General features: G+C 47.0%; 13 protein-coding genes. 8 read left to right on the top strand and 5 right to left on the bottom strand.

Going from position 1 to position 18,233, the window contains the following annotated elements; genetic code table 11:
* Positions 1–7 precede the first annotated feature (7 nt).
* From KV201_RS06345 to gltB, 3 genes are all read right to left on the bottom strand, one after another.
* Complete coding sequence (locus tag KV201_RS06345) at positions 8–718, bottom strand: 5'-methylthioadenosine/adenosylhomocysteine nucleosidase (RefSeq protein WP_011846156.1); 711 nt, start codon at positions 716–718, stop codon at positions 8–10.
* Between the two features lie 347 nt (positions 719–1,065).
* Positions 1,066–2,472: an FAD-dependent oxidoreductase gene (locus tag KV201_RS06340; protein ID WP_226058839.1), complete on the bottom strand. Its 1,407-nt coding sequence runs from the start codon at positions 2,470–2,472 to the stop codon at positions 1,066–1,068.
* A 6-nt stretch (positions 2,473–2,478) separates the two neighbouring features.
* Positions 2,479–6,927 (bottom strand): glutamate synthase large subunit, encoded by a 4,449-nt coding sequence (gltB, locus tag KV201_RS06335; protein WP_226058838.1) that lies wholly within the window; start codon positions 6,925–6,927, stop codon positions 2,479–2,481.
* A gap of 587 nt (positions 6,928–7,514) precedes the next feature.
* On the opposite strand from gltB, the gene KV201_RS06330 reads away from it, so the two are divergent.
* The 3 genes from KV201_RS06330 to oxyR all read left to right on the top strand — a co-directional run bounded on the left by KV201_RS06330 (position 7,515) and on the right by oxyR (position 10,225).
* Complete coding sequence (locus tag KV201_RS06330) at positions 7,515–8,444, top strand: TIGR01212 family radical SAM protein (protein ID WP_226058837.1); 930 nt, start codon at positions 7,515–7,517, stop codon at positions 8,442–8,444.
* Between the two features lie 204 nt (positions 8,445–8,648).
* Entirely contained in the window at positions 8,649–9,014 is a 366-nt protein-coding gene (locus tag KV201_RS06325; RefSeq protein ID WP_006080758.1) for an Hpt domain-containing protein, read from the top strand.
* Between the two features lie 299 nt (positions 9,015–9,313).
* Positions 9,314–10,225 carry a hydrogen peroxide-inducible genes transcriptional activator OxyR gene (gene oxyR / locus KV201_RS06320; protein ID WP_226058836.1) on the top strand — a complete coding sequence of 304 codons (912 nt, stop codon included), beginning with the start codon at positions 9,314–9,316 and terminating at the stop codon, positions 10,223–10,225.
* A 72-nt stretch (positions 10,226–10,297) separates the two neighbouring features.
* On the opposite strand, the gene KV201_RS06315 is transcribed toward oxyR, so the two are convergent.
* Both KV201_RS06315 and mutH read right to left on the bottom strand, forming a co-directional pair.
* Positions 10,298–11,365: an adenylate/guanylate cyclase domain-containing protein gene (locus KV201_RS06315; protein WP_006080760.1), complete on the bottom strand. Its 1,068-nt coding sequence runs from the start codon at positions 11,363–11,365 to the stop codon at positions 10,298–10,300.
* 122 nt (positions 11,366–11,487) lie between these two features.
* Positions 11,488–12,159 (bottom strand): DNA mismatch repair endonuclease MutH, encoded by a 672-nt coding sequence (gene mutH, locus KV201_RS06310; protein WP_107402370.1) that lies wholly within the window; start codon positions 12,157–12,159, stop codon positions 11,488–11,490.
* 690 nt (positions 12,160–12,849) lie between these two features.
* Between mutH and rppH the strand changes: the two genes are divergently transcribed.
* The 5 genes from rppH to thyA are packed head-to-tail and all read left to right on the top strand — an operon-like array spanning position 12,850 to position 18,135.
* Entirely contained in the window at positions 12,850–13,374 is a 525-nt protein-coding gene (gene rppH, locus KV201_RS06305) for an RNA pyrophosphohydrolase (RefSeq protein WP_006080762.1), read from the top strand.
* 23 nt (positions 13,375–13,397) lie between these two features.
* Complete coding sequence (ptsP, locus tag KV201_RS06300) at positions 13,398–15,632, top strand: phosphoenolpyruvate--protein phosphotransferase (protein ID WP_226058835.1); 2,235 nt, start codon at positions 13,398–13,400, stop codon at positions 15,630–15,632.
* Positions 15,633–15,691: 59 nt separating this feature from the next.
* On the top strand, positions 15,692–16,492 hold the full coding sequence (locus KV201_RS06295) for a sulfite exporter TauE/SafE family protein (RefSeq protein WP_106649843.1): 801 nt from the start codon (positions 15,692–15,694) through the stop codon (positions 16,490–16,492).
* A 42-nt stretch (positions 16,493–16,534) separates the two neighbouring features.
* Positions 16,535–17,344 carry a prolipoprotein diacylglyceryl transferase gene (gene lgt / locus KV201_RS06290; protein ID WP_226058834.1) on the top strand — a complete coding sequence of 270 codons (810 nt, stop codon included), beginning with the start codon at positions 16,535–16,537 and terminating at the stop codon, positions 17,342–17,344.
* Complete coding sequence (gene thyA, locus KV201_RS06285; protein ID WP_006085062.1) at positions 17,341–18,135, top strand: thymidylate synthase; 795 nt, start codon at positions 17,341–17,343, stop codon at positions 18,133–18,135. Before lgt ends, thyA begins: the two co-directional genes overlap by 4 nt.
* The last annotated feature ends 98 nt before the right edge of the window (positions 18,136–18,233 follow it).

Genomic DNA, 18,233 nt, shown 5'->3' with positions numbered 1-18,233 from the left:
TAAGTGATTATTTTACTGCGCTAGGATTCAGTTGCTCTAGTAGCAGCATCACCATCAGCGCCGAGTGGTAACCCGCTTTGACAATATAAGAATCAAAATCCACTGGCGAGTCATTGTTGGCGTTATCTGATAAAGAGCGGATCACCACAAATGGCACACCAAACTGATGACAAACCTGAGCGATTGCCGCGCCTTCCATTTCACAGGCGGCCATCGTTGGGAAGTTTTTCAACATGGCTTGGGTACGAACAGGATCGCAAATAAAGCTATCGCCAGTACAGATCAGCCCTTCAATCGCTTTGACTTCACCCAGTTGCGCAATGGCCTTGTTGGCGGCTTCAACTAAATGAGCGGCTGGGATAAACGCAGCAGGTTGCTGTGCCATTTGGCCAATTTCATAACCAAAGGCGGTGACATCCACATCGTGGTGACGCACTTCAGAAGAAATTACGATATCGCCAATGGCCAGCGTATCGACAAAACCACCGGCAGAACCTGTGTTGATCATGGCATCCGGCGCATATTTTTCGATGAGCAGTGTGGTCGCAATGCTTGCGGCGACTTTACCTATGCCAGAGCGAGTTACGACAACGTCTTTACCCGCGAGTGTGCCAGCAATAAATTCAATACCAGCAATAGTTTGCGATGTCGCATTTGTCATAGCGGCGATCAGGTGAGCGACTTCTGGCTCCATTGCGCCAATAATTCCAATTTTCATGGGAGACCTTTTTGATTCAACACTTAAGAGTGGGACACGAGAATGCTGGCTAATATACCACACAGTTTTGTGCTGTCGTTATGGTGAGATTGGGATTGCTTGATAATGGCAGGGTAAAAAGCGGGAAGGGTTAACGAAAAAAGTGCACCCCTAAGAGGTGCACTTTTATCTATCTATTTCATCTGTCTATTTTACTTATCTATTTTTCCATCAACCGATGGCGACAAATCACAAAATAATGGCTGGACTCGTTTGCCTAAGTCCAGCCATTACAGTGCTTGTTAAATGACAGCGGTAAAACAGTTTTTTAGCGATAGAACAAACACATTGGCGTTTAAGCTTAGCGCTTAGTCTAAGTAGTTAAGAATACCTTGAGCAGCATCGCGACCTTCGGCAATGGCTGTCACGACTAAGTCAGAACCGCGCACCATATCACCACCGGCAAACACTTTCGGGTTGGTGGTTTGGAATGGATTTTCGTCTAACTTACTCGCTTTAACTCGGCCCCATTGATCGAGCTCGATGCCATGGTCGGCAAACCAAGGTGCTGGGCTAGGTTGGAAACCGAAAGCAATAATAATCGCATCGGCTTCGAGCAACTGTTCGCTACCCGCAATCGCTTCGGCCCGTTGACGACCGCTGGCATCGGCTTTACCCATGGCGGTTTCGACGCATTCAATGCCGACTACTTTGCCATCTTGGGTTTTAATCGCCACAGGTTGACGGTTAAACAGGAAATCAACCCCTTCCTCCCGCGCATTTTGCACTTCGCGGCGTGAACCCGGCATGTTGGCCTCATCACGGCGGTAAGCACAGACTACGCTGCTGGCACCTTGTCTGACGGCTGTGCGCACGCAATCCATCGCAGTATCACCACCGCCTAATACCACCACACGTTTACCTTCAAGGTTCAGGTAGGGCGTTTCAGTATTCTGGGTGCCCATTAAATGATGGGTGTTACCAATCAAATAGGGCAGGGCTTGGTATACGCCTTGGGCATCTTCGCCCTCAAGGCCCGCTTTCATCGCGGTATAGGTGCCCATCCCAAGGAATACGGCATCGTACTCTTCGAGCAGTTTAGTAAATGGGATGTCTTTACCGACAGTAACCCCGAGTTTGAACTCAATGCCCATGCCTTCTAATACACTGCGACGGGTCGCCATGACGGCCTTGTCGAGTTTAAAAGACGGAATACCGTAGGTGAGTAGGCCACCAATTTGTGGATATTTATCAAAGACCACGGCTTTAACACCGTTGCGAGACAGAATATCCGCGCAGCCCAACCCAGCAGGACCTGCACCGACAATCGCTACTCGTTCAGCGCGCGGCGTGACTTTGCTCATATCGGGGCGCCAGCCTTGGGCTATGGCTGTATCGGTAATGTATTTTTCGACATTACCGATAGTGACAGCACCAAAGTCGTCGTTAAGGGTACAAGCGCCTTCGCAGAGTCTGTCCTGTGGACAAACACGGCCGCAGATTTCGGGCAGAGTGTTGGTCTCGTGCACTAAATCCGCCGCTTCCATGATGCGACCTTGCTCCGCTAGCTTGAGCCAGTTAGGAATATAATTGTGTAGCGGACATTTCCACTCACAATAAGGATTGCCGCAATCTAAACAGCGATCCGCTTGCTGTGCCACTTCAGGCTGAGCAAAAGGCTGATAAATCTCAATAAACTGAGTCGCACGTTTAGCCGCAGGGTGTTTGGTGGGGTCTTTGCGACCCACTTCAATAAATTGAAAATCGTTACTCATGCGCCATTACCCCGCTTTTACAACTAATTCTGGGCTCGATTTCTCTAACTTGAGCAGATCGGCCACGGCAATATTTTTAGGTTTCACTAATACGAAGCAATCTAACCAGTTACCAAAATCACTTAAGATCATCTTGGCATGTTCACTGCCCGTTTCGGCCACGTGGGCTTCAATCAGACCTTTCAAATGTTGTTGATGAATAGGTGATTCGAGTTTTTGAGTATCGACAAGCTCAGTGTTCACACGGCGATTGAAGCGGCCGAATTGATCGAATACATAGGCAAAACCGCCTGTCATACCTGCGCCGAAGTTCACCCCTGTTTTACCAAGGACAACCACTATGCCGCTGGTCATGTATTCACAGCCGTTATCACCGAGTCCTTCGACCACAGCAATCGCCCCTGAGTTACGGACCGCAAAACGCTCGCCCGCTTGACCCGCGGCGAAGAACTTGCCGCCTGTCGCGCCGTAAAGGCAAGTGTTACCGACAATGGCGCTGCGTTCACTCTGGAACGGGCTGCCAATCGGCGGATAAATCACAATTTGACCGCCAGACATGCCTTTACCGACATAGTCGTTAGCATCGCCGCAGAGTTTTAACTCAAGGCCAGGGCTGTTCCACACGCCAAAGCTTTGGCCAGCACTGCCGTTAAAGCTCAGTTTAACCGGCGCTTTGGTGCCTTTCACGCCGAGCGTGCTCGCGATATAGCCTGACAAGGTCGCGCCAACGGAGCGGTCTGTGTTGTTGATGCTGTAAGCGGCATCGAAACACTCGCCCTTATCGACGGCGCTTTGGCACTCGTTTAATAAATGTTGGTTCAGCAGTCCTAAATCCGCTGGTGGATTGGTTTCTTGCCAAGTGCGTGACGAGGTTGCCGGCACCTTAGGTTGATACAAAATCGGTGACAGATCTAAACCTTGTTGCTTAGCGGTTTGGCCTTCGAGGGCATATAACCATTCGCTGCGACCGACTAAGTCTTCAAACTTGCTCACCCCTAAGGTCGCCATCCATTCACGTACTTCCTCGGCGACAAACTCAAAGTACGTCATCACTCGCTCTGGCAGACCATGGTAATGGTTGTCACGCAGGTTTTTATCTTGCGTCGCCACGCCAGTCGCGCAGTTGTTCAAGTGGCAAATACGCAGGTATTTACAACCTAGGGCGATCATAGGCACAGTACCAAAACCAAAGCTTTCGGCGCCTAACAACGCGGCTTTAATTACATCGGTACCGGTTTTTAAGCCGCCATCGACTTGTAGGCGAATTTTATGGCGTAGACCGTTTTCCACTAGCGATTGATGCACTTCGGCTAAACCTAGCTCCCACGGACTCCCCGCATACTTCACTGAGGTGATTGGGCTGGCACCTGTGCCGCCGTCATACCCTGAAATGGTGATCATATCCGCATAGGCTTTAGCTACGCCGGTGGCGATCGTGCCCACGCCGGGTTCAGACACAAGTTTGACTGAAATCAGCGCTTTCGTGTTGATTTGCTTCAAGTCGAAAATCAGCTGGGCTAAATCTTCGATAGAGTAAATATCGTGGTGCGGCGGCGGTGAAATCAAGGTTACACCAGGGCGAGCATGACGCAGTCCGGCGATTTCAACACTGACTTTATGGCCGGGTAACTGGCCACCTTCTCCGGGTTTTGCCCCTTGGGCGACTTTAATCTGCAATACATCGGCGTTGACTAAGTAGTGCGCCGTAACGCCAAAGCGTGCCGAGGCAATCTGTTTAATCGCAGAGTTGCGTTCAGTATTAAAGCGGCGAGCATCCTCACCACCTTCACCTGAGTTCGAGCGGCCGCCTAAGCGGTTCATTGCAATAGCCAGCGCTTCATGGGCTTCGGGGCTCAAGGCGCCGATACTCATGGCTGCGCTGTCAAAGCGTTGATACAAGCCCGCTGCGCCTTCGACGTTAGCGACATCAATCGATGCTTGTGCACCCTTGATACCGATTAAGTCACGTAGCGTGGCTATTGGACGATTGTCGACGAGGTCGGCAAACTTTTTATAGGTTGTGAAGTTTTTGTCGATCAATGACGCCTGCAAAGTGTTGACAACATCAGGGTTGAAGCAGTGATACTCACCCCCTTCAACGTATTTCAGCAGGCCACCTTGTGGCAATGGCACATGGGCGCGGTAGGCCGCTTTGTGCAGAATCGCTTGGTCTTGGGCGATTTCTGCAAAACTGACGCCTTCGATACGGCTGATCACGCCTTTAAAGCACAGTTCAATTACATCACTGGCAATACCGATAGCTTCAAACTGTTGGCTACAACGATAGGAGCCGACAGTGCTGATGCCCATTTTGGACATGATCTTACGCAAACCTTTTTCGATGCCGTAACGGAAGTTCAGCATCAATGCTGTGGTGTCGGTTAACTGGTGACGTTTCGCCAGTTCAGAGATTGATTCATACACTAAGTACGGATAAATCGCGGTGGCACCAAAGCCAAGCAATACGGCAAAGTGATGTGGATCTCGCGCCGATGCGGTTTCAACAATAATGTTGGTGTCGCAGCGCAGACTCTTATTCACCAGCATTTGTTGCACAGAACCGACCGCCATGGCCGCAGGGATCACTTGCGCCGTTTTACCTATGGCTCTGTCTGACAGAATAAGCAAAGTCGTGCCGCTGCGGGCTAAGCGCTCGGCTTCGGCTGTGATACGGCGAATGGCGTTTTCTAAGCCTTCCTGTGGTTCGTAATTTAAATCCACAATGTTGGCGCGATAGTAAGTGCTATCTAATCCCAGTAACTGGTTAAAATCACTGAATAATAAAATAGGTGAATTGAACATGACGCGGTAAGCATGCCCAGTTGTTTCATTAAAGAGGTTCTGCTCACGGCCAATACAAGTGGTCAAGGACATAACGTGTTTTTCACGTAATGGGTCTATGGGTGGGTTAGTCACTTGAGCGAATTTTTGCCTAAAATAGTCATACAGTGAACGTGACTTTTTCGACAACACCGCCATAGGCGTATCGTCGCCCATAGAACCTGTGGCTTCTTCGCCTTGTTTTGCCAGTACCCAAATGACTTGCTCTAATTCTTCACGGGTATAGCCAAATTGTTTTTGGTATTGCAGCAAAAGCTCAGGGCTTAACTCGCTGGCACCATGTTGTTCAGAGGCTAAATCTTCCGCTGGCGTTAAAGTACGGCTGTTCTTCGCCATCCACTCTTTATAAGGGTGGCGACGTTTCAAGTCGTTATCAATCTCAAAGGATTGGTACAGGCGGCCGTTCAAGGTATCGAGTACCAGCAGCTCACCGGGCCCAACACGGCCTTTTTCAATCACTTCATCGGCGGCGTAATCCCAAATACCGACTTCGGAGGCCAAGGTCAAAATACGATCTTTTGTGATCACATAACGCGATGGACGCAGACCATTACGGTCAACGGCGCAGGCGGCATGGCGACCGTTGGTCATCACAATACCTGCCGGACCATCCCAAGGCTCCATGTGCATGGAGTTGAAGTCGTAGAAGGCTTTTAACTCGTCATCCATTTCTGGATTACTTTGCCAAGCAGGCGGGATCAATAGACGCATAGCACGGTATAAGTCCATGCCACCGGATAACAGCATTTCCAGCATGTTATCTAAAGATGAAGAGTCTGAGCCTGTTTCATTCACAAAGGGAGCGGCCTGCTGCAAATCTGGCAGTAGCGGTGAATTAAATTTATAGGCACGGGCGCGGGCCCATTGACGGTTACCCGTAATCGTGTTGATTTCGCCGTTATGGGCTAAATATCTAAACGGCTGAGCTAATGGCCATTTAGGTGAAGTATTTGTTGAGAAACGTTGATGGAATAGGCAGATAGAGCTTTTTAAGCGAATGTCCGCGAGATCGGGATAAAACGCGGGCAAGTCTACAGGCATCATCAAGCCTTTATAGATGATAACTTGGCCAGACAAACTCGCGACATAGAAGTCTTTGTCGTCGGTGATCTGCTGCTCTAAGCGGCGACGCGCCATATAAAGGCGGCGTTCCAAGTCTTTTTCACGCCAGCCAATGGGGGCGTTGATCAGCACTTGGTAGATTTGTGGCAGGCTAGCCTTGCCGATTTCACCTAACACATCGGGATTGACCGGTACTTTGCGCCAGCCTGCAATACTTAAGGTTTCACGCTCGAGTTCGCGCTCAAGAATAAACTTGGCTTGTTCGGCCAGTTCATCATCTTGACTTAAAAACAGCATACCTACGGCAAATTTACGGCTCAAATGCCAATCATTTTCCGCGGCAATCGCTTCAAAAAATTGCACTGGCAATTGCATTAATAAACCACAGCCGTCGCCAGTGCGACCGTCGGAGGCAATGCCACCGCGGTGCTTCATGCGATCTAGACCATGGATTGCCGTGCGCACTATACGGTGGCTGGCTTCGCCATCCATCTGTGCTATCAACCCAAAACCACAATTGTCCCGCTCAAAACTGGGATGATATAAGCTCATACAAAAACCTCCCTAGACCTCAACTGATTACTACTCGGGGAGAAAATGTAAAGACTTTCTATAGATATGCACCCGAACCACCCAAATTAGCCTGAGATTCAATAAAGGTCAAACCAAAAATTTGCATAAAACATGGGTATTAATTCATGTTTCATACACAAGTCATAATTGCTTTACGTTAACGTCAACAGTAAAAAGTGCTGTATAACATTATGAATAAAAAGAATTTTAAAAATGAGGAAACTATGGGTTTACTAAAATGTAACATGCTAGTGGGATTGTTTTTGATTTAGAAATAGTGATTTTTATTGCAAACACAGTAAATAAATAAAAAATTAAAATTGTTGAATTATTATTCATTTTGATGTGAGCAATATCTCAATGGTAAGCGCGTTAATTTGAGGATGCGCACATTTCTGACAATAAGGGTATGGGTCAGGCGGGAATTTGATGTAGCGCCAAGAAACCTCTCGCTACCTTGTTTACACTAAGCTTTTTCTTCTATTTGTTCACGTATTTTCTTTTCTATTTGTGATTTTATCTTGGTTATTCTCAATGAAGCGATATGAAATTTGGTGGGTGCTCTGATGGGGCTTGATGCATATGTGAACACCTTTGGTGCCGTTTGCAAGGCGCGATATGGTACGCGACTGCGAAAACTCACCATAGATGCCAAGTTTACTTGCCCCAACCGTGATGGCACCTTGGGGCGTGGAGGTTGTACTTTCTGCAATGTGGCGTCATTTAGCCACCAAACTGCTGATGTGCTGAGTATTACCGAGCAGCTCGAACAGGGTAAGAGTCGTTATCGTGAGGCGAAACCTCAGGCGCAAGCCGATAAATTTATAGCGTATTTTCAGGCTTACACTAGCACTTATGATGAGTATCAGGTGTTAATGGCTAAGTACGATGAAGCCGTTAAAGATGGCGAGATAGTGGGTTTGTGTGTAGGAACTCGCCCCGATTGTGTGCCAGATAATGTACTGGATTTACTGGCAAGTTATCAGGCAAACGGTGTTGATGTGTGGTTAGAACTTGGGTTGCAAACCGCTAAAGATGAAACGCTGCGCAAGATCAATCGCGGCCATGATTTCGCCTGTTATTGTGACACAGTGTCGAGGGCGAGAGCTCGCGGTCTTAAGGTGTGCACTCATCTTATTCTTGGCTTGCCCGATGAAACCCATAGCGATTATATGGCGACCTTAGCGGCGGTATTGCAGCAGGGCGTTGATGGCTTGAAGTTGCACCCTTTGCATATCGTCGAAGGTAGCACTATGGCCAAGGCGTGGCGAAGTGGGCGCTTACCTTTACTGAGTCTTGAAGATTATGCTCGCAGTGTCGGTGAGATGATCCGCCATACACCCGCGGAAGTGATTTTCCACCGCGTCACTGCTTATGCGAAAAAACCTATGTTATTAGCACCAGATTGGTGTGCCTATCGATGGGATGGATTGGTGGCAATTGTGGATAATTTACAGCTTTATGGTGGACAAGGGCACGTATTAGCGCAACGATAGAGGCAAGTTAGTGGGATACATTTCCTCCTTAAATGCTATGTCGTCGCTATTATTTTGTAAGTGTTTACTTACGACTATTAGTTTGTTTTTTGTTAATTTTAATCTGAATTTGGCCATGGATATCGCTATAAGTTGCACAGACAATTTTAGTGGGTATCATGTGATAAATTCGTTTTAAGCATTGGACCACTTAAGGGAGGCCTCATGGCCACAGTTGAATTAGAAGTAATCCTAGATCTCAATACTCTCGAACAGTACTGTAGCGCCATTGGTGCCGGTACTTTACTTAAGAGTGTGGTGTTATTTGAGCAGTTAATGCCTGAATATGTAGGAAATCTAGTGAAGGCTAACGACGCTGCAGACAGAGATACCTTATGTTCAGAAGCGCATAAATTTAAAGGTGCCGCAGGTTCGGTAGGTTTAAAACGCATTCAGCAAATCGCCCAGTTATTGCAGCACGGTGAAGAGCCAAGATGGGATGCTGAACACGGCGCTTGGGTTGCTGAGATCGTCGAACATGCGAGTGCGGATCTACAACAGTTAAAGTTATTCCTCCAAGCTAAAGCATAAGATATCGATACGCTAAGGCGCAGCAATAACATCTGTTGTTGCGCCCAATTGAGTGAATGATTGCGTTAGATTGTTGCGTTCGTTATTGCGTTAGTTTGACGGCTGAGTTTGTTGCTTTTTACGTTTCCCCGCGAGTGCTTTTCTCCTCTTTGTTTGTTACTCCCACTTAAGGTTTACAGCTAATCGGTTGAGTGTCGATTCGGCTCACATTCTTGAAATCTAATGCCGCGTTATTGGCTTTCAGTTATGCTAGAGTAGATTTAATTTCTTAATTCATAACCTTAATGGCAATCGAGAAAATGAAAAGTTTACCTAGCTTAAAAAACTTATTCTATTTGGTGAATCTCCATCAAGAGCAGAATTTTAACCGCGCGGCTAAGGTGTGTTTTGTCAGCCAATCGACGCTTTCGAGTGGGATCCAAAACTTAGAAGAGCAGTTAGGACATCAGTTAATTGAGCGAGACCATAAGTCGTTTATGTTTACCGCTATTGGTGAAGAAGTGGTGCAGCGCGCCCGTAAAATTCTCACCGATGTGGATGATTTGGTTGAATTGGTGAAAAACCAAGGCGAGCCGATGACAGGCGATATACGTTTAGGGTGTATCCCAACGATTGCGCCTTTCCTATTGAGCCGTGTTATTCGCCAATGCCAGCAGTCTTATCCAGCGATGAGTTTATTACTGAAAGAAGATACCACTGAGCGTTTGCTGGATGCCTTAGGTAAGGGTGAGCTGGATTTATTGATCCTTGCTTTGCCTGTGGATACCTGCGGTTATCACAGTATGAAAGTGGGTAAAGATCCATTCAAAATGGTGATCCATAAGGATTTAGCCGGAGAAATCCATCAGCCGATCGATTACCAAGCCTTGCCAGACGAGAGTATTTTCCTGCTGCAAAGCGAGCATTGCATTACGGGGCATGCCATCACTGCCTGTCAGCTTGGGGATAGCGCGAAAGTGAATCCGTTTGCCGCCACCAGTTTGCATACCTTAGTGCAGATGGTGAACAGTAAGCTGGGCACCACATTCCTGCCGCAAATGGCAATCGATGCGGGTATTTTGAATGACACTGATTTGGTGGTGATGACGCCGCCGGGTGAAGCGCCTTACCGTGATATCGGCCTTGTCTGGCGTCAAACGACCAGCCGGATCTTAACCTTCCGTACCTTAGGTTTAATGATCCAAAAGTTATTAACCAAAGAAGAACAATAAGCTCGCTGCAACAGCACAAAGTGTCACAGCAAAAAGTGTTACTGCAACTCAACGCTTAAATATGATGAGAAATTAGAGTGGGGAAACGCCAAACACTTCGATGGAGTGTTGTTTCCCTTTGAGTTTGACTGGGCCTAGATTCGATAGGTGATATTGCGTGTTGGGATTATCTAAACGTCCCGCGAGTGCGCCCGAGATCAACATGCGTTGCCCCAAGGGATTACACTGATCTTGCAGTCTCGCTAGGGTATTGAGCACATCACTAAAGAAACTAATCTCTTGTTTTTGCACGCCAACAACCGCTGCTACGACTTGGCCACAATGGGCCGCCGCTTTAAACTTAGGCACAAAGCCATAGTGTTCTTCAAAGTAACGTCTTTGCCAATTAAGTTGCTGACTAAATTCAAAATAGATATTCATGCAGCGGTCGTGGACTATCCCTTCTTCTAAAGGCCAGTGGATCAACACGGCATCGCCCATATAGCGATAAATCTCGGCTTCGTTGTTGGTCACAGTATCCGACAGCAAACTAAAGCTATCTTGGATCAAGCGACTAAAACGGTAATCCCCAAGTGATTCGGCGTGTGTGGTCGAGGCGACCATGTCTAGATAAAGGAATAATCGTTGTTCGTACCTTGGCTTATGGTATTTACCGAGGCCAATGTTGAGCAGTATACGTGGGCCAACTAACAGCGCCATTTGCTCAACGAAGGCTAAACTGACTCGCACGACCACCAGATAGACGATCAATGCTTGGAATGAAGGACTGTAGAGAATGTGCGCCGTCAGCATTTGTCTTAGGGTCGACATGTGATTTTCGATGGCCCACATATTCAAAAATTGGGTCATGTAAGCTAATGTTGTCGCTCCCAGTAATAAAAACAAGCCTTTAAAGATGACAGAAAACACATAGGGCAGGCGATTGATAGCACTGAAATCAGCAATAACGTTCGACATCCAATGCAGGCTGCCAAAAATTATCCCCATATAGATAGCAAGTGTCGCGAGATCAGCCGAACCTACCGCCCATTGGGGCAGTTCTGGTGATTGGGCATATCGAAAAAACACGAATGCAGCCATGGCAATCGCCCAAGCTAAAATCGCAAAAAGGAGTTTTTTCGCTTGTCTACGTGCTCTCACTGCGTGATGGGTATCCGAATACGGCTGTGATTTCAGAATGCCGTAGTTTATAGAAAAGAGTCACCTTAGTGCCAGTGAAATTTGTGATCTGGATCAATCTAAGTCTATATCGTCACTAAATATTAACCAAAAACCTTATTAAGTATCATGGCGGTGAAACTGGTCTTTAAATAAAAACCCCTAGGGTTGGTCATTTTGAGGCTTCCATCTTCGGCAATGCTTTGCGTTAATGCTTTACTGTTGGCGGCTTTGGGACGTAATTGCAGTACTTCGCCGTGGCGTGCGGTGAGTTTTTCGACTTTGCCGAGGGCGATAAGCTCCATGATCTCTTCCCAATCCTGTTGCAGCAATTGCAACTCCTGTGGATCAGGCTCCCACAATATCGGGGTGCCAATACGGCGCTCTCCCACAGGAATATGCCTCTCACCTTCAACGGGTACCCAAAGGACGCGCTGTAACTTATGGCAGACTAAGCTGTTTTGCCAGGTTAACCCTTGGATATTCGACAGCGGCGCCACGCAGACATAAGTGGTCTCCAATGGACGTCCCTGTGAATCGATGGGGATAGTTTTAAGCTCAACACCTAAGTGCAGAAAATCTTGCTCAGGTTTAGAGCCTGCCGTCGCGCCCAGTTCCATTTCGATTAATTGGCCGACCCAGCCTTTATCCCGCTTAAGATCCTTGGGGACACTTAGGCCTCTTTGGGCGGCAATTTGCGCCAAACTCACGCCAGCCATCATATGGGCGCGTTCGAGTAGCTCAGGGAGATTTTCGGGGGGGATAATTCGATTCATGGCTGGATTTTACTTAAAAATAACCGCTTAGCAATGGCGGTTAAAAAATGAACTCCGCAATTTGAGGAAACTTGTACCGAATGTTTTTATTCTAAGTATCTGATTTTAAATTTCATATCCGAGTTACCCCCCGTTTTGCAAAAAAGTGTTCAAAGTTACTCTCTGCTTTCCCTTGCGTTCCCCACATACTTATCCACAGATATTATGGATAACTCAGTAAAATGCGTCCCATAACCTAATAAAAACCCCAAGTCAATGCGAATAAAGGGCATTTATTCCGGCTTTTGTGGACAGTTGTGGACACTATTTGTGTATAAAGTTGAGTAATATCGTGAGAACCATAGAAATAGCTCTAGCTGGTTAAATAATGAGCTTTATTGCTTTTTTTGCCATTAATAAATTATAATTTTCATTCAAGTTATTGAATTTATTTTAGATAAAGTTTTAACTCTAAATTAATCAAATGGCGCTAAATAGATGTTTTTTGAGCGTTATAACAAGTTTACCTGAGTTTCAAACAGAGATATCCACAGAAAATGTGGATATCCCCGCATTTCATCCCCTAGCTTTGTTGATAAATGTCTTTTAAGTGTGATTTTATCCAATGCCTAGGGTGAAATAGAGGTTTGCTGAGAGACTAGCTTTATGAAACAATCAGTTTATTAAAATTTAATGTGATTTGGAGTCCATGTGATTGATAGCGACGGCTTTCGCGCAAATGTGGGCATTATAATTTGTAACAGATATGGCCAAGTCATGTGGGCCAGACGCTTCGGTCAACACTCATGGCAATTTCCTCAAGGTGGTGTCGATGATGGCGAGACAGCAGAAGAGGCAATGTACCGTGAGCTATATGAAGAAGTGGGCCTAAGACCCGAACACGTGCATATCCTAACCTCGACCCGTTCTTGGTTACGCTATCGTTTGCCAAAGCGTTTAGTCAGACAAGACAGTAAACCTGTGTGTATTGGGCAAAAACAAAAGTGGTTTCTGTTACAACTGAAAAGCCAAGATAGTGCGATTAATTTGAGTTCCTCTGGGCATCCTGAATTTGACGATTGGCGCTGGGTAAGTTATTGGTATCCTGTGCGGCAAGTCGTGTCATTTAAGCGTGATGTTTATCGTAAGGTGATGAAAGAGTTTGCGGTAACGGCATTGTCATTCCAGACCCTAGAAATACCTAGGAAACGGGGAAGGCAAAAAACAACGGGCTGATTTTCAAAAGAGGATTGAAAACAGTGTTAAATACGCTTAGGGATATTACTCAGGCTGTGGCATCTGCCCACAGTTTGGAAACCGCATTAGAAGTCTTAGTCTCATCGACTAAAGCGGCGATGGAAACCCAATGTTGCTCCATCTATATCCTAGAAGAGCAAGAACTGGTGTTATCTGCAACCGACGGTCTTGAAAAAAGCGCCGTTGGTCGGGTACGTATGCCGCTGACTGAAGGTTTAGTGGGACTCGCTGCCCAGCGAGAAGAGGCTGTTAACTTAGCGGATGCACGGCTTCATCCCAGATTCAAACTTTTCCCTGAAGTCGCCGAAGAAGAATACCGCGCCTTTCTAGCCGTACCTATCATCTACCAGAAAGCCGTGGTCGGGGTGATAGTGGTTCAGCAGGCGAGTGCGCGCCAATTCAGTGAAGGTGAAGAAGCTTTCCTGATGACACTCGCCGCCCAGTTAGCGATGGCGGTGCGCGGCTTAAAACAAAAAGCCCAAGTCAGTTCCCATCATCAACAAATTCTATTTCAAGGTACGTCGGCGTCAAACGGTATCGCCATTGCGTATGCCTTTGTGCTCGGTGGAGAAATCCCCCTTGAGCAGCCCGACGTGCGCTCTGACGACATTACCTATGAGTCCAGCCGCTTAACGACGGCTATGGTGCGTTGTAAAGAAGCGATTGGTGCTTTATCTCAGCGGTTTGATCGCGAGCAAGATGACGAAGTCGTCTCTATTTTCAATGCATTACAGCTATTACTTGATGATGCCAGTTTAGGCGGAGAGTATGCCCGCGAGGTGCAATTAGGTTGGGCTGCTGAATCGGCGGTGAGCCGAGTGTCCTTGCGTTATATTCAGCAATTTTTGGCGATGGAAGATCCTTATCTTAAGGAGCGGGCGAGTGATATCCGCGACTTAGGCCAAAAAGTATTGCGCCAGCTGATTGAGCCAGAGCGTTTAGAGCTTGAACCCGATAAACCTGTCATTTTAATTACCCGCGAAGCCGATGCGACTATGCTGGCTGAGTTCCCAAGGCAGAAACTTGCGGGGATTGTCACTGAGCTTGGCGGCGTAAACTCCCATGCCGCTATTTTAGCCCGCGCCTTAGGTGTGCCGGCCATTACCGGTGTAGAACAACTGTTATCCGCCAATATTGATCAAAAACTCTTAGTGGTGAACGCCAGCCGTGGCCAGCTATTGGTGTCGCCATCACCGGCGATTGTTGGTGAGTATCGCAGCTTAATTTCGGCGCAAAAAGCGCTGCAACGCCAGTATGCTCAAGAATTAGCACTGCCTTCTGTGACCTTAGATGGCTCACGTATTCGTTTGTATTTAAATGCGGGCTTACTCAGCGGCGTGGCTTCTGAAATTGCCGAAGGTGCCGACGGTATTGGACTGTATCGCACCGAAATTCCTTTTATGCTGCAACAACGTTTCCCGAGTGAATCTGAGCAAGTGAAAGTGTATCAACAGGTCTTGTCGGCGGCGTCTGGTCGACCTGTGGTGATGCGCACTTTGGATGTTGGCGGTGATAAACCTTTGCCGTATTTCCCGATTAAAGAAGATAATCCTTTCCTTGGTTGGCGTGGGATCCGTTTGTCGCTGGATCATCCTGAGCTATTTTTGGTGCAGTTACGGGCCATGTTGCAGGCAGGTGGCGATGGTAAGCAATTAAGTATTTTACTGCCCATGGTCAGTAACTTAGATGAAATCGATCAATCCTTAGAATATCTGCAGCAAGCCTATGTCGAACTTAAAAACGATGTAAATAGCAACATAGTGATGCCACGCATCGGCATTATGCTCGAAGTGCCGGCGATGTTGTATCAATTGGATGATGTGGCAAAACGGGTAGATTTTGTTTCCGTTGGCAGTAATGACTTAACCCAGTATTTGCTTGCGGTTGACCGTAACAATCCGCGGGTGAGCTCGTTATTTGACAGTTATCATCCGGGGATACTGCGGGCTTTGCATCAGGCTCACTTAGATTGTCGATATCATAAACTTGATATCAGTATTTGTGGAGAGCTCGCGGGCGAGCCTATGGGCGCCATTTTGTTGGTGGCCATGGGATACGATCAATTGAGTATGAATCAGGGCAGTTTAGCGCGAATTAATTATCTATTGCGCCGTGTTGCAAGGGCCGATTTAGATCAATTGCTCGCTCAAGCCTTGAGCCTATCAAACGGTTTTCAAGTGCGGGAACTGGTTAAAGAATATTTAAACCAGCATGGTCTCTCGACAATTCTTAATTAACTAATCTTGTCTTTTGCTTTAAGCTAAGGCCCTCAATTTATCACGCTGTAGGTACTCGTGTGGATAGTTTGTTGTCGGTGTTTTTTATTTGCTTAGCTTTAGGTGCATTTGTCGGCTTTATGGCGGGATTATTAGGTATCGGTGGCGGCTTGATTGTAGTGCCTGCGCTGCTTTATATTCTGCCTTCCGTTGGGATTACTTCTGCGCAATTACCCCATATTGCGATTGCCACTTCGCTGGCGGCCATTATTCTCACTTCTATCTCATCGATGCGAGCGCATCACAAGCGGGGGAACGTGCCGTGGGGATTGTTTCGTACTATGTTCCCTGGGATTGTGCTCGGTGCGTTGATGTCAGGTTTCATTGCCGAACAGATCCCTGCTGCAACTCTTAAACAAGGCTTTGCAGCTTTTGTGATTTTAATGGCGATTCAGATGGCGTATCCCCTTAAAACTGAATCGAATCGAGAATTACCTAGTTCAATTATTCTGTTTGTGGTTGCTGTAATCGTCGCTGTAATTGCAGGATTAATGGGAATTGGTGGCGGGGTATTGTTAGTGCCGTTTTTAACCTTTTTTGGTCTGCAGATGCGTTACGCGGTTGGGTTTTCGGCGGCGACGGGTTTGTTGATCTCCCTGTCGGGCAGTTTCGGCTATATCATCGCAGGTCTTAATGCGCCCGAGTTACCTTATGGCACCTTAGGTTTTATCTTTTTACCTGCTTTGTTCGGTTTAGTGATCACTTCTGTCCTGATGGCGCCCGTTGGCGTGAAAGCGGCAAGCACTTGGCCAACATCGGTACTTAAAAAGATATTTGCACTGTTATTGCTGTGTGTCGGCCTTAAATTAATTCTGACCTAGTTTTTATGTTTACCTCTATTTGAGGCTGCTAATGGATGTGTTATGGCGTTGAGTTTCCCCAATATCGATCCCGTGATCGTATCATTTGGACCCTTTAATCTGTTTGGACACACCTTTGAACCAGCACTGCGTTGGTATGGTTTTACCTATTTAGTCGGATTTGTTGCGGCTATGTGGTTGTTGAACCGACAAGCTGACCGCTCCAAAGGAGTGTGGTCGCGGGAGCAAGTGTCAGATTTACTCTTTTATGGTTTTCTTGGGGTGATATTTGGCGGGCGTGTCGGTTATGTGCTTTTTTATCATTTCGATTATTTCCTCGCCAGCCCTATGTATTTATTTAAAATCTCCGAAGGCGGCATGTCCTTCCACGGCGGTTTGATGGGCGTGATAGTGGCGATGATTTATATCGCCTGGAAACAAAAGCGCACCTTCTTTGCGGTCGCCGATATGGTGGCACCTGTGGTGCCTATCGGTTTAGGCGCAGGGCGTATTGGTAACTTTATTAATGGTGAACTCTGGGGCCGAACCACAGACGTGCCATGGGGCATGGTGTTTCCAACTGGAGGCCCCGAACCGCGCCATCCTTCTCAGTTGTACCAATTTGCACTTGAAGGTGTGGCGTTATTTCTTTTACTTTACTGGTTTAGTAAACGTACCGATAAAGTTGGTGCCGTCTCTGGTATGTTCTTAGTCGGTTACGGTATTTTCCGTATTATGGTAGAAACGGTGAGGCAACCCGATGCACAGTTGGGACTCTACTGGGGATTGATGACCATGGGGCAGATACTTTCTATCCCTATGGTGTTAATCGGTTTGTACTTGATTTTTCGTAAGCAAGGTAAGCAGCAATGAAACAGTATTTAGACTTAATGAAGCACATCTTAGCCGAAGGTGTGGATAAATCGGATCGCACTGGTACGGGGACTCGCTCAGTATTTGGCTATCAAATGCGCTTCGATTTGAGCAAAGGTTTTCCTTTGGTAAGCACCAAGAAATGCCACATGCGCTCTATCATCCACGAATTGCTGTGGTTCCTGAAGGGTGAAACTAACGTTGCCTATTTACGCGAAAACAAGGTCAGTATTTGGGATGAATGGGCCGATGACAATGGCGATTTAGGGCCGGTTTATGGTGCCCAGTGGCGCAGCTGGCCAACCCAGAGTGGCGATGCTATCGATCAGATTTCACAAGTTATTGCCCAGATAAAATCTCAGCCTGATTCTCGCCGCCTTATCGTTTCTGCGTGGAACGTGGGCGAGCTGGATAAAATGGCCTTGGCGCCATGCCACGCGTTTTTCCAGTTCTATGTGGCTGATGGCAAATTATCTTGTCAGCTGTATCAGCGCAGCTGTGATGTGTTTCTAGGTTTGCCATTTAACATCGCCAGTTATGCTTTGTTAACTATGATGGTGGCCCAGCAATGTGACTTGGCCTTAGGTGATTTCGTGTGGACGGGTGGTGATACCCATTTATATTCAAACCATATGGAACAAACGGCATTGCAGTTAAGTCGTGAGCCAATGCCATTGCCAACCATGACGATTTTACGTAGACCTGAATCAATTTTTGATTATCAATTCGACGATTTCGAGCTAACAAACTACGCTCCACATCCCCATATCAAAGCACCTGTCGCCGTGTAACGTGCATTTTTTCGACCAATACCTCGGAATAACCGAGGTGTTAGGTCGAAACTTACGATTATATTTGTTGTTACAATTCGTCTACACTCAATTCATTA

Origin of the sequence: Shewanella sp. SR1 (assembly GCF_020447145.1) — a bacterium.
GTDB lineage: Bacteria > Pseudomonadota > Gammaproteobacteria > Enterobacterales > Shewanellaceae > Shewanella > Shewanella baltica.
This window is presented reverse-complemented; position numbering and strand designations above follow the sequence as displayed.